At 35.6% G+C, this 13940-nt stretch carries 11 protein-coding genes; 10 read left to right on the top strand and 1 reads right to left on the bottom strand.

The window, feature by feature from the left end; all coding sequences use genetic code 11:
- Window positions 1–17 precede the first annotated feature (17 nt).
- From BTOYO_RS21930 to BTOYO_RS21940, 3 genes are all read left to right on the top strand, one after another.
- Complete coding sequence (locus BTOYO_RS21930) at window positions 18–1127, top strand: ABC transporter permease (protein ID WP_001020185.1); 1110 nt, start codon at window positions 18–20, stop codon at window positions 1125–1127.
- Window position 1128: 1 nt separating this feature from the next.
- A complete protein-coding gene (locus BTOYO_RS21935) occupies window positions 1129–2274 on the top strand; it encodes an ABC transporter permease (protein WP_000651854.1) in 1146 nt (381 codons plus the stop codon).
- 110 nt (window positions 2275–2384) lie between these two features.
- Window positions 2385–3596: a phospholipase D-like domain-containing protein gene (locus BTOYO_RS21940; protein ID WP_000591925.1), complete on the top strand. Its 1212-nt coding sequence runs from the start codon at window positions 2385–2387 to the stop codon at window positions 3594–3596.
- Window positions 3597–3649: 53 nt separating this feature from the next.
- Here BTOYO_RS21940 and pyrH read toward each other — a convergent pair whose 3' ends face one another.
- Window positions 3650–4390 carry a UMP kinase gene (gene pyrH / locus BTOYO_RS21945; RefSeq protein WP_001248057.1) on the bottom strand — a complete coding sequence of 247 codons (741 nt, stop codon included), beginning with the start codon at window positions 4388–4390 and terminating at the stop codon, window positions 3650–3652.
- A gap of 376 nt (window positions 4391–4766) precedes the next feature.
- Here pyrH and BTOYO_RS21950 point away from each other — a divergent pair, with 376 nt between their 5' ends.
- The 7 genes from BTOYO_RS21950 (at window position 4767) to BTOYO_RS21980 (ending at window position 13600) form a co-directional block, all read left to right on the top strand.
- Complete coding sequence (locus tag BTOYO_RS21950; RefSeq protein ID WP_000713298.1) at window positions 4767–6038, top strand: cation:dicarboxylate symporter family transporter; 1272 nt, start codon at window positions 4767–4769, stop codon at window positions 6036–6038.
- Window positions 6039–6062: 24 nt separating this feature from the next.
- A complete protein-coding gene (gene aspA, locus BTOYO_RS21955) occupies window positions 6063–7502 on the top strand; it encodes an aspartate ammonia-lyase (RefSeq protein ID WP_000224192.1) in 1440 nt (479 codons plus the stop codon).
- Window positions 7503–7576: 74 nt separating this feature from the next.
- Window positions 7577–9289 (top strand): oxaloacetate-decarboxylating malate dehydrogenase, encoded by a 1713-nt coding sequence (gene malS, locus BTOYO_RS21960; RefSeq protein ID WP_002093791.1) that lies wholly within the window; start codon window positions 7577–7579, stop codon window positions 9287–9289.
- A 63-nt stretch (window positions 9290–9352) separates the two neighbouring features.
- Window positions 9353–10651 carry a sensor histidine kinase gene (locus tag BTOYO_RS21965; protein ID WP_002038412.1) on the top strand — a complete coding sequence of 433 codons (1299 nt, stop codon included), beginning with the start codon at window positions 9353–9355 and terminating at the stop codon, window positions 10649–10651.
- Between the two features lie 2 nt (window positions 10652–10653).
- On the top strand, window positions 10654–11586 hold the full coding sequence (locus BTOYO_RS21970) for a response regulator (RefSeq protein ID WP_033657313.1): 933 nt from the start codon (window positions 10654–10656) through the stop codon (window positions 11584–11586).
- A 161-nt stretch (window positions 11587–11747) separates the two neighbouring features.
- Window positions 11748–12218 (top strand): MarR family transcriptional regulator, encoded by a 471-nt coding sequence (locus BTOYO_RS21975; protein WP_001030884.1) that lies wholly within the window; start codon window positions 11748–11750, stop codon window positions 12216–12218.
- Between the two features lie 146 nt (window positions 12219–12364).
- Window positions 12365–13600: an MFS transporter gene (locus BTOYO_RS21980; protein ID WP_000033171.1), complete on the top strand. Its 1236-nt coding sequence runs from the start codon at window positions 12365–12367 to the stop codon at window positions 13598–13600.
- Window positions 13601–13940: the final 340 nt, after the last annotated feature.

Genomic DNA, 13940 nt, shown 5'->3' on the forward strand with positions numbered 1-13940 from the left:
AAAGGGAGGTTCATCAATTGAACATCTTCAATATTGCAGTTATGCATATTAAAAGAGATTTCAGGGACGTAAGAACTTTAGTTTTTATGTTAGCATTTCCTATTGTGCTTATGCTTGTGCTAGGGACAGCGTTAACGAATGCATTTAATAGTGATAGTCAATCGATTAAGGATATACAAGTGCTATATAAAGATGAAGCGAGTAGCACATTTTCTCAATCGTTTGAAGCATTTACGAAAGAAGTCGATAAATCGGGTATTCATTTTAAAAAAGCTTCTGAAGGTATAGATGGGAAAGAGGCAGTGAAGCAAAATAAATATGCTGCTTATGTAGAATTAAATAAAGATGGTGCAAAGTTTTACGGAAGTGACAAAAGTAGTATTGAGGGAAGTATTGTGGAAGGTATGCTTACAACATTTGTTGATAAGTACAATGTAGCAACCGAAGTGGCAAAAGTAGATCCTAGTAAGGTGAGCGCAGTTATTTCAAATGGGAATCATAATGATTATATAAAAGAAACATCTTTACAAGCTGCGAAAAAGCCAGGTTCTATGGATTACTATGCGGTTGTAATGACGACGATGATCGCACTATATGCTGGGATGGGAGCGAGTTCTTTAATTCGAGGAGAACGAATACGTAAAACAGGAGATCGTCTCATTGCTGCGCCTATAAGTAAGGCTGAAATATTCATTGGAAAAGTACTTGGTAGCCTAGTAGCAAACGCCCTTTGCGTATTACTTGTCATGTTATTTAGCAAATTTGTATTTCAAGCGAATTGGGGCGACCATCTTGGAATTATATTTATTATTTTGTTAACACAAGTCTTTCTAGCAATTAGCTTCGGTTTAGGGATCGGGTATATTACGAAAACAGCTGAATCATCGAGAGCAATTATTCTTGTTGTTATACAGTTAGCTTCTATTTTTGGTGGTGCATACTTCGTAGTAGAAGAAAATTTCGTTACGAACTTATCACCATTAACGTGGGCAAACACAGCTGTCATGAAAATTATTTATGCAAACGATGTAGGAGCGGCACTGCCGGTAATATGTTTAAATCTTGGGATTTCAGCACTCTTTTTATTAATTGCAATTATTGCATTACGTAGACGGGAGGGGCTATAGTATGAAAGATATTTTATGGCTCATACAAAAAACACTATCTGTCCTTTTGAAAAATAAAAAAGGATTATTCATTATTATTAGTTTGCCGATAATCGGAACGCTCATCTCTTTTTCGATATACGGAAATGCGGGGCAAGGTACGTTAAATATCGGGATTGTAAATAAAGAAAATGAGCCGATAGCAAATGATACGATAAAGTTTTTAGAAGGATTAAATCATGTGAAAGTGAGTAAGGTTAAGGAGTCGGAAGTAGAAGATAAACTCACTTCCAAAAAACTTGATGGAGTTATTACATTACATTCTGGTTTTTCAAAAAGTGTTCGAGAAGGGAAACCTAATCATATCGAGATTGCATCGATTAAAGGTGATCAAGTAACAGCATTTATAAAATCATATTTATATAACTATATTGATAATGTAGCAGCTATTAGTAAAGTAGCAGGAACAGATCAAAGTACATTTGATAGTATGTACGCAGGGTATCAAAAAAGTTCATTTAAAATGAAAACTGAGACGCTAGAAGATACTTCGAAAAATAAAGATATGACAAACCAAACGATGGGTTACCTTATTATGTTTATGCTGTTTTCAGCAGTGAACTTATCAGGATTTATTTTAAAAGAAAAAGAGAATAGAACGTATTTTAGATTATTATCAACACCAATTGATGGAAAGAAATTTATATTGTCCAACGTCGCGGTAAATATGATGATACTAACATTGCAAAGTGTCATTGCAGTATTATTTATGACGAATGTTTTTCATACAAATATTAATATGCCTTTCATAGTAATGATTGGTGTGCTTATGATATTCGCTTTAATTGCAATTGGTTTATCATTAGTCATTGTGTCTTTTTCAAAAAGTTCGGCTGCTTCAAATGCAATGCAAAATCTAGTGATAGTACCAACATGTTTGCTTGCTGGATGTTATTTTCCATATGACATTATGCCAAAAGCGGTACAAAAAGTAGCTGATTTCCTACCGCAGCGCTGGTTACTAGATACGATAGCAAAACTACAGCAAGGTATTCCATTCTCTGAGTTGTATTTGAATATTTTAATCTTATTCGCCTTCGCAATAGCATTTTTCTTAATTGCAATTTATAAGTTTGGAAGAAATAATGATGCGAGGAATTTTGTTTAATGTGAAATGGGTGTGACGTTAAGTCGCATCCTTTTTTGTATGAAGCATGAAATCTAAACTTGAATGACAAAATAGAAGGGTGGAAAGAAAATGATCGGAAGGAAATCAAAATGATTAAAAAAATATTACGAGTTACTTCTATTATTATTGCTATTTTCGTTTTTATTTTAATTTGGATGCATATCGATGTTACCCTAGGTAGGAAAATGGAAGCTGGGAAAAACATGCCGACAGAGTATACACCTCATTATAGTGACTTTCAATTATATGTAGAAGGGAAGTCATTATATGAGCAGCTATTTGAAGATATTAAAAAAGCGAAAAGCTCCATCTACACTTATTTTTTCATTTTGTCGGATGATAAAAGTAGTCATATTTTTTTAAACTTATTAAAAGAGAAGGCGAAAGAAGGAGTAAACGTCTATTTATCGGTTGATCGCATTAATGATTTATCATTTGAAAGAAAGATGAAAAATGAATTGCAGGAAAGTGGTGTGCATTTTACATATAGTAGAAAACCTGAATTACCATTCGGGTTTTATTCTCTTCATCATCGTAATCATCGCCGTATTACGACGATTGATGGGGAGATTGGCTATACAGGCGGATTTAATATAGGAGATGAGTACTTAGGGAAAGATAAGCGATTTGGATATTGGCGTGATTATCATGTACGGCTTAAAGGAGAAGGAGCAAAAGATTTAGAACAGCAATTCGCTTTAGATTGGAAACGAGATACGAAAGAAGATATAAAGAGGAGTACGAATAAAGCTAGTAAAGGGAATACATTACATACTATGACTAGTTACAATGGGCATTACGTTGCTGAAAAATATATAGAGCTCATAAAACAAGCTCAACACTCCATTGTAATTGCAACGCCGTATTTTATAGCAAAAAATAAAGAATCCATGAATGCTTTAATCGCAGCACAAAAGCGTGGTGTTACAGTAAAAATACTTTGGTCATATAAACCAGATCTACCTCTTATAAAAGAAGCGGCGTATCCATACATACGTCAAGCTGTTAATAATGGGATTACTGTATATGGGTATAAAAAAGGAATGTTTCATGGGAAGTTAATGTTAATTGATAATGAATTAACTGTTATCGGTACAACGAACTTTACTGCACGTAGCTTCTATATTAATGATGAGATGAATTTGTATATTCATGGTGGATCTATCGTCTCAGAAGTGAATGAGGCGTTAACGCAAGATTTTCATGATTCGAAAGAAATGACGAAAGAATTTTTTGAGAAGTTATCATTTTGGGAGCGTTGTAAGGAGAAGTTGGGGGGATTGGCTGATTTTTATTTATAAAGGTTAATGAAAAGGGTGTCTTTTATAGACACCCTTTTCATGAGAAATAACTATTATTCATGCACAAGCATCGAAACATCATCATTAATCAACGTCCCCACATGTTCCCCTAAACATATTTTCTTCATCACCCCAGGCTCATCGAAGTTAAAGACATGTGCTGGTAAATTGTAGTCCCGAGCAAGCAATAAAGCGGCTTGGTCCATGACTTGTATGTTTTGTCTAACAACATCGTTATAGTTCAGCTTTCGATACATTTTCGCTGATTTGTTATGTTTTGGGTCACTTGTAAAGACACCGTCTACTCCTTGTTTTGCGACTAATATGGCGTCACTATTCATTTCGATTGCTCTCTGTACACTTGGGTAATCTGTCGTAACGAAAGGTTGCCCGTTACCGCCTCCAAAAATAACGACATAACCGTTATCTAAATGATGGACTGCACGCAAGCGAATATATGGTTCAGCTACTGCGTTAAAAGGGATGGAAGTCATAACGCGTACTTCTTTATTTGTTTTACTAGTTAAAACACCGCGGAGCATTAAGCTATTAATGATCGTACCTAACGTACCGATATTATCAGCTTCTACACGATCAATTCCCCATTCTTCAGCTAGATGACCTCTGAAAATGTTACCGCCACCGATAACGATGGATACTTCGATACCTAAATCAACAATGGATAAAATTTCGTTTGCGATATGTTCTAATCGTTTGGAGTTAAAGCTATTTCCAGTTTGATCGGCAAGAGCGCCGCCGCTTAGTTTTATTAAAACTCTTTTATATGGCCTCATAACAATTCCCCCTATATAGATCGCAATAAAAAAGGAACAAAGGCGAATGCCTTTGTTCCTTTTTAAGAAAATGAAAAAGAAAAGAAGAAGATAGGACGAATTGCTTTGTGTAGTTTTTCATACTATCCACTCCTTTTCATTTCGATTTGTTTTAAGTATATATCTTTTTGATTATACGAAACAATCTGATTACTTATCAAGTATATTTTATCGTTTTTTAACAAAATGGTGTCAATGAAAAATAGAAGAAAAATATTTGAATTTTTTGTGACAAACTTGTAGGTTTTTGTATGATTTTGTAGGTTCGCTTATATGATGTGTGAGTAGCTTTTATAAATTCAAATTGAAAGCGTTCGCATGAAGGGGATGAACATAAATGAAAAAATTCGGATTGGCAACACAAATTTTTGTCGCGCTTGTTTTAGGGATTGTAGTAGGGGCAGTCTTTTATGGCAATAAAACGGCGATTTCTTATATCACACCAATTGGGGATATATTTATTCATTTAATTAAGATGATTGTAGTACCAATTGTTATTTCAGCATTAATTGTTGCGGTAGCTGGCGTGGGAGATATGAAAAAGCTTGGGAAACTGGGCGGTAAGACAATTCTTTATTTCGAAATTATTACGACGATTGCTATTTTAATGGGATTACTTGCAGCGAATATATTCCAACCAGGTACTGGCGTTGATATGAGCAATTTACAGCAAAGTGATATTTCTTCTTATAAACAAACTGCAGATGCAACAGAGAAGAAAGGATTTGCTGAAACGATTGTTCATATTGTACCGAAAAACGTATTTGAATCTATCTCACAAGGTGACTTATTACCGATTATATTCTTCTCCGTGTTATTTGGTTTAGGAGTTGCGGCAATTGGAGAAAAAGGAAAGCCTGTCTTTAACTTTTTTGAAGGTGTACTCGAAGCAATGTTTTGGGTTACAAATCAAGTTATGAAGTTTGCACCATTCGGTGTATTCGCATTAATTGCTGTTACGGTTGCAAAATTTGGTGTAGCAACACTACTTCCGTTAGGAAAACTAGTGCTAGCTGTATACGTAACTGTTATACTATTCGTTGTGATTGTATTAGGTATTAATGCACGAATGGTTGGCGTAAACATTTTTACATTAATAAAAATTTTAAAAGAAGAACTTATTCTTTCATTTACGACAGCAAGTTCAGAAGCTGTTTTACCTAATATAATGAGAAAAATGGAAGAGTTCGGTTGTCCAAAGGCAGTTGCCTCTTTCGTAATTCCGACAGGTTATACATTTAACTTGACTGGATCGGCTATTTATCAAGCGTTAGCGGCATTGTTTGTTGCACAAATGTATGGTGTACACATGTCACTGACGGAGCAAATAACGTTATTATTCGTTCTCATGTTAACATCCAAAGGTATGGCGGGAGTTCCAGGTGCATCGTTCGTTGTTGTATTAGCAACGTTAGGTTCAATGGGGTTACCACTAGAAGGTATCGCGTTAATTGCGGGAATTGACCGCATTTTAGATATGATTCGCTCATCTGTCAATGTATTAGGAAATGCATTAGCGGCCATTGTTATGTCGAAGTGGGAAGGCGAATTCGATAATGAGAAAGCAAAACAATATGTAGAAACAGTCAAAGAAACAAAAGCAGCATAAGAAATCGTTAAGGAGTGAATAATCATGGCAACATTAACTGAAGTTAAAAATGGTGTGCGAATTGAAAAAGATTTTTTAGGTGAAAAAGAAGTACCAAATTATGCATACTACGGCGTACAAACAATGCGTGCAGTAGAAAACTTCCCAATTACAGGTTACAAAATTCATGAAGGTTTAATTCAAGCATTCGCAGTTGTAAAAAAAGCAGCAGCACTTGCAAATACAGATGTAGGTAGATTGGAATTGAATAAAGGCGGCGCGATCGCAGAAGCTGCTCAAGAAATTCTAGATGGAAAATGGCACGATCATTTCATCGTCGACCCAATTCAGGGCGGTGCGGGTACTTCAATGAACATGAATGCAAATGAAGTCATTGCCAATCGTGCTCTTGAATTATTAGGAATGGAAAAGGGAGACTATCATTATATTAGTCCAAATAGCCATGTAAATATGGCACAATCAACAAACGATGCATTCCCAACGGCGATTCATATCGCGACATTAAATGCATTAGAAGGCTTATTACAAACGATGGGTTATATGCATGATGTATTTGAATTAAAAGCAGAACAATTCGACCATGTTATTAAAATGGGTCGTACGCATTTACAAGATGCTGTACCAATTCGTCTTGGACAAGAGTTTAAAGCGTATTCTCGCGTACTAGAACGTGATATGAAACGTATTAAGCAATCACGTCAACATTTATATGAAGTAAATATGGGAGCAACTGCAGTTGGTACAGGCTTAAATGCAGATCCAGAGTATATTGAAGCAGTTGTAAAACATCTTGCTACAATTAGTGAATTACCGCTTGTTGGTGCAGAAGATTTAGTGGACGCGACGCAAAATACTGATGCGTACACAGAAGTATCTGCAGCACTAAAAGTATGTATGATGAATATGTCTAAAATTGCGAATGACCTTCGCTTAATGGCATCAGGTCCACGTGTTGGTTTAGCAGAAATTATGTTACCAGCTCGTCAACCAGGTTCTTCTATTATGCCAGGGAAAGTAAACCCTGTTATGCCAGAAGTTATTAACCAAATTGCGTTCCAAGTTATTGGTAACGATCATACAATTTGTCTTGCTTCAGAAGCAGGACAATTAGAATTAAATGTTATGGAACCAGTACTTGTTTTCAACTTACTTCAATCTATTAGCATTATGAATAATGGTTTCCGTGCCTTTACAGATAATTGCTTAAAAGGAATTGAAGCGAATGAAGATCGTTTAAAAGAGTACGTTGAGAAAAGTGTAGGAATTATTACAGCCGTGAACCCTCATATCGGTTATGAAGCAGCAGCTCGTGTTGCGAAAGAAGCAATTGCAACAGGTCAATCCGTTCGTGAACTTTGTGTAAAAAATGGTGTATTGTCACAAGAAGATTTAGAGTTAATTCTAGATCCATTCGAAATGACACATCCAGGGATTGCAGGAGCAACTCTTTTAAAGAAAAATTAAAAGAAGAGGGGGACAATCCCCTCTTTTTTGTTTACAATATAGAAATGCTATATATGAATAGAGGTAGGGATGTTATGAGTAAGTTTACAGTGGCTTCTAATGGTGCATTAGAAACAACATTAAGAGGAGCAGAAGTATTATCAACACCACTTTTAAATAAAGGGGTAGCTTTCACACAAGAGGAAAGAGAAGAGTTAGGTTTAAAAGGTTTATTACCGCCAGCTGTTTTAACATTAGAAGAACAAGCACGCCGAGCATATGAACAATTTAGTTCTCAGCCGGATGATTTATTAAAAAATGTATACTTAACGGCGTTACATGATCGAAATGAAGTATTATTTTATCGTATATTAACAGATCATTTACGTGAAATGTTACCGATTGTATATACACCAACTGTAGGTGTAGCAATTCAAAGGTATAGTCATGAATACCGTAAACCACGTGGTATTTATTTATCAATTAACGATCCATCAGGTATTGAAGATGCATTTGCCAATATCGGTGCAACAGCTGAAAACATTGATTTAGTCGTTGTAACGGATGGAGAAGGTATATTAGGAATTGGTGATTGGGGTGTTGGTGGAATTAACATCGCAATCGGGAAATTAGCTGTATATACGGCCGCAGTTGGAATCGATCCTAGCCGTGTATTACCGGTAATTTTAGATGTAGGTACAAATCGTGAGGAATTATTAAACAATCCATTTTATATTGGAAATCGTCATCCTCGTATAACAGGTGAAGCGTACGATGAATTTATTGATACGTTTGTTCAAGCGGTAAATAAACAATTCCCGAAGGCGCTTCTACATTGGGAAGACTTCAGTTCTCGAAATGCACGAAAAATTTTAGATAAATATCGTCATGACGTTTGTACATTTAATGATGATATTCAAGGTACAGGGGCAGTTTCACTTGCTGCTGTATTATCGGCAGTAAAAGCTTCTGGTGTACCGCTAAGTGAGCACCGTGTTGTTGTGTTTGGTGCTGGTACGGCTGGAATCGGTATCGCAGATCAAGTAAGAGATGCAATGGTTCGCGTCGGCTTATCAGATGAAGAATCTCATAATCGTTTCTGGTGTATTGACCGTAACGGATTAGTTACAGATAATATGGAAGGTCTTCTTGATTTCCAAATTCCATATGCAAGAAAAGAAGCGGAAGTAAGTGATTGGAAACAAAATGATGTGATCGGGCTTGCTGAAGTTGTGAAACATGTAAAACCGACAATTTTAATTGGAACATCAACAGTTGCGGGCGCATTTAAAGAAGAGATTATTAAAGAAATGGCTTCTCACGTAGAAAGACCAATTATTTTACCAATGTCGAATCCAACACCACTTGCGGAAGCGAAACCAGCAGATTTAATCGAGTGGACAGAAGGAAGAGCGTTAGTTGCAACAGGAAGTCCGTTTGAACCAGTTACATATAACGGTGTAACGTATGTGATTGGACAGTCAAATAACGCACTTATTTTCCCGGGACTAGGTCTTGGTACAATTGTTGTTCGTGCAAGCGTCATGACGGATGGAATGTTCGCAGCAGCAGCTGAAGCAGTTGCAAGTATGGTAGATACAAGTCAGCCAGGAGCACCTATTTTGCCAGAAGTTGAAGAGTTACGTAATATCTCTGAACTAGTTGCAATTGAAGTAGCGAAAGTTGCAGTTGCAGAAGGTGTTGCTAGAGAAAACTTAAGTGATAACGATATTAAGATTGCAGTGAAAGAAGCAATGTGGAAGCCTGAGTATCGTCAAATAAAAGCGGTAGAAAAGGTTAGTATATAGAGAAAAAGCCCGTTTATAATAATAAACGGGCTATACTTATACATTTTGAAAAATATATAGGAAGTGGCAGCTTTGAATTGGAATCAATTATGGAAGAAAGATATGTATCTTTTAATTATATTAATGGTAGTTGTCCCAATTGCTGGAGAGCTTAATTTTCATCCTTTTAATGATATGTTTCGTGTTAGCTTCGGGACACCGCTTTTCTTCTTTTTATTATTATTTTTAAGAAGAATACCAGCAGCAGCTGCAGGTGTTCTCGTCGGTATATCTGTAGTTTTATTCCGTGTAAGTCTTGACTGGGTATTGCAAGGTTCATTCCATATGACAGAATCATTTTATTTGCGCTATCCTGTGTTCTTTTATTATTTTATTTATGGAAGCCTCTTTTCGTTTTGTAGGGTAAATAAGTTTCATCAGAAGCCAATTGTTATTGGGTGCCTTGGAATTTCAATTGAAATTATTGCAAGTATGTCAGAACTTGCGTTTTATCATATGCTCGTACTAGGCACAACGATAACAGTTTCTGAAGTGAATAAACTAATCATTATAGCTATTTTCCGTAGTTTCTTTGCGCTCGGTTTTTTAAATATGATGAATTTATATGAAACGAAATTAAAAGAATCCCAAGTTCGAAAAGAAAATGAAAATATGTTAATGTATCTCTCTAATTTATATGTGGAATCTGTCCATTTGAAAAAAACGTTACAAAATGCTGAGTTAATTACACAGGAAGCATATCAACTATATCGAAACTTACAAGCGAACGATGACTTAAATAGCAAAACAGCTTTAAAAATAGCAGGAGAAGTGCATGAAATAAAAAAGGATAATCAAAGGATTTTTGCAGGGTTATCTAAACTGTTATTAGATAAAAATGTGGCTGAGTATGTAGAAGGACATGAATTAGCGGAAATAATTGTAAGAATAAATGAGAAGTATGCTGAAATGCTAGGAAAAGATATACGTTTTTCTAAACATATAGAAGGTGAGCACGCTGCATATCACGTGTATACAGTTCTATCAATTTTTAATAATTTAGTTGCAAATGCAGTGGAAGCAATTGAGGATAGAGGTCTCATTAGTATAAAGCTATATAAACGAGATAAACATATATTCTTTGAAGTAATTGACGATGGTCCTGGTATTGCACAGAAGTATAAGAAATTAGTATTTAAGCCAGGGTTTACTTCAAAGTATGATCAAACGGGAACACCGTCAACAGGTATTGGACTTTCTTACATAAACGAAATGGTAACAGAGCTAGGTGGAGAAGTGAGATTAGAAGAACGAGAAACTGGCGGCGGGTGTAAGTTTATCGTTTGTTTACCGGAGTGCAGTTTAAAGCGGGAAGGGGAATAATGTTGTTTTATTATATCGTAGATGATGATGAAGTTTTCCGTTCTATGCTTTCGCAAATTATTGAAGATGGAGATCTTGGGGAAGTAATTGGAGAGTCGGAAGACGGAGCTTTTATTGAAGCGGACCAACTGAATTTTAAAAAAGTAGATATTTTGTTTATTGATTTATTAATGCCAATGCGAGACGGAATTGAAACAGTTCGTCATATTGCGTCCGCTTTTACTGGGAAGATCATTATGATTTCTCAAGTTGAATCGAAGCAACTTATAGGTGAGGCGTATACACTTGGAGTAGAATATTATATTACAAAGCCACTGAATAAAATTGAAGTTGTATCTGTTGTACGAAAAGTAATGGAGCGTATTCGTTTGGAGCGTTCTATACATGATATTCAAAAATCATTGAATAACGTTTTTAAGTGGGAACAGCCGCAAGTTCGAAATGAGCCAATACAAGAAGGGAAGAAAATAGCGGATTCAGGGCGCTATTTATTATCAGAACTCGGTATTGCGGGAGAGAACGGAAGCAAAGACTTGCTTAGTATGTTGGAATATTTATATGGGCAGGAAAAGGCACAAACATTTGAATTTGGATTTCCTGCATTAAAAGATATTTTCCATCATATTACAATAAGGAAATTAGGGGATGTAGCTTTAGATACGGATATTGATAAAGAGAAGAAAGCATCTGAGCAAAGGGTAAGAAGGGCGATTTATCAATCGTTAAATCACTTAGCTTCCCTCGGGTTAACAGACTTTTCGAATCCGAAATTTGAAAGCTATGCTCCGAAATTTTTTGATTTTACTATAGTTAGAAAACGGATGACAGAAATGACGAAAGATGAAGTAGCGGCTTCTGGTCATATACGTATTAACACGAAGAAGTTTATTCAAGTGTTGTATTTTGAGGCAAAACGGTTGATGGAGATAGAATGAAAAGAGATAAGTGTTTCAGATTGTAGACAAAGTCTTGTTCAAATGACATTGAGTTTCTTGGTGCTCAACACGCTTTTGACTCTCTTTTTTCATTAGAGTTGGAATAGAAGCAAAAAATAAATATAATATGGTTAATGCACCAACGGGGAGGAGGACAGGGCATGAATAAAGAAGAAAAGATCATAGTGGGTTTCAGGGACTTATATAATAAGATTGTTTGGCTTAATAAGGATAAGATGGAAGACAGTCTTAAGGGGTATAATTCTTCTGAAGTACATTGTATCGAATACATTGAAAAAAATGTAGATTCTAACGTGACAAAACTTGCGGAGTCCTTTTATATGACTCGCGGTGCCATAAGTAGAATAACAAAAAAACTTATAAAAAAAGGCCTTATCGAAAGTTATCAGAAGTCGGATAATAAGAAAGAAATCTATTTTAGGCTTACTGAACAAGGGAAAGTAATTTATAAAATACATGAGGATCTGCACAAAGAGTTTGAAGAACGGGATAAAGTTGTGTTTGATCAAGTAACCGAGGAAGAATTTGATAGTATACTTAGCTTTGTGGAAAAGTATAGTAGACATTTAGATACAGAAATAAAGAAACAAGGTGTACATATTAAGTCGTAATCTATTTAAAAAATAAAAATGAAACGAAAGGCAGTCCAAGGATGGATTGCCTTTTTTATTGTTGTAATTTTGTTGACAGGGAAACAAAATGGAGTTATTGTTTTGTTGATAAGGAAACAAAAATAACTGTTGGGGTGAGAATGTAAATGTCCAAATTCAGATCACATAATGAACATAATACGGAAAGAGTCATAGATAAACACGCCTTACTATTCGGTCTTATCTCTGTGTTTCTTTGTGGAATAGGATTCAGCATTATAATACCTGTCGTTCCATTTTTAGTGCAGCCGTATACAAGTAATTCGGCAGAACAAGCGGTCTTCGTTACGCTATTAACTTCTGTTTATGCAGTCTGCGTATTTTTTGCGGCTCCCGCACTTGGAGCTTTGAGTGATAAATATGGTCGTCGTCCATTACTTTTAGTATGCCTTTTCGGTTCCGCAATCGGGTACTTAGTTTTTGGCATAGGAGGAGCTCTATGGATACTATTTGCTGGGCGCATAATAGAAGGTATAACAGGAGGGAGCATAAGCACTATCTTCGCATATTTTGCAGATATTATTCCTCCAGAACAAAGAACGAAATACTTCGGATGGGTAAGTGCGGTTGTAGGAGTAGGCACTGTTATTGGACCAACTATAGGTGGATATCTTGCCAAGTTTGGTTATTCTGTACCTATGTATTTTGGAGTAATCATAACTTTATTAAATGTTGTTTATGGAATCTTATATATGCCTGAGAGCCTTGACAAAAATAAAAGATTGAAAGAGATTACCTTTGTAAGATTGAATCCATTTACACAACTTGCAAATATACTTTCCATGAAAAATTTAAAATGGCTACTTGTCTCAGCATTCTTACTTTGGATACCAAATGGATCTTTACAGGCAATTTTTTCACAATTTACAATGGATACTTTTAGTTGGAAGCCTGCGTTAATCGGACTTATGTTTTCAATTATGGGATTCCAAGATATCATTTCACAAAGTTTTATAATGCCAAAACTTTTGACAAAACTTACTGATAAACAGATAGCAATTCTCGGAATGGTTTCGGAGATTATAGGTTATAGTCTTATTGCAGCATCAGCTTTGTTCTCATTTTATCCGTTTCTTATCGCTGGAATGTTTATATATGGTTTTGGTGATTCCATCTTTGGACCTTCATTCAATGGGATGCTCTCGAAGTCTGTCGATTCTAGTGAACAAGGAAGGATTCAAGGAGGTAGTCAATCTATTCAAGCTTTAGCAAGAATGATTGGGCCGATTATTGGAGGTCAAATTTATGTTTCACTTGGGCATGCCGCACCTGCTTGTATGGGGATCATCCTTATACTAGCCGCAATAACAGTCTTATATAAGGGCACGCATGAAAATATGTAAATTATCTACTTTATCCTCTTATTATAGACAGTAAGCCCCCTGCATCAAAATATGCACATCCATCTCTACGGTGTGTGTGTGAAAAACCTTTATCACTCTTCTTCATAAAATCATATCTTTTAAATTATTGATGCGATGGCCAGTAAAACTTTTACATGAAAAATGTAGAAAATATTTAAATACTATGCTGGAACCTTTCAGAACCGCCTGTATAATAGGCGGTTTTAAGAGTTTAGGGACAAGTGCTGAAACTCTATTTGCTTACAGTCTGAGGCGTTTATAAATAAGTATCTTTTTTGTTAAACCAACATTTTATATTTTCTCGTGAAGCATGTAAAAT

It is taken from the genome of Bacillus toyonensis BCT-7112 (assembly GCF_000496285.1).
Taxonomy (GTDB): domain Bacteria; phylum Bacillota; class Bacilli; order Bacillales; family Bacillaceae_G; genus Bacillus_A; species Bacillus_A toyonensis.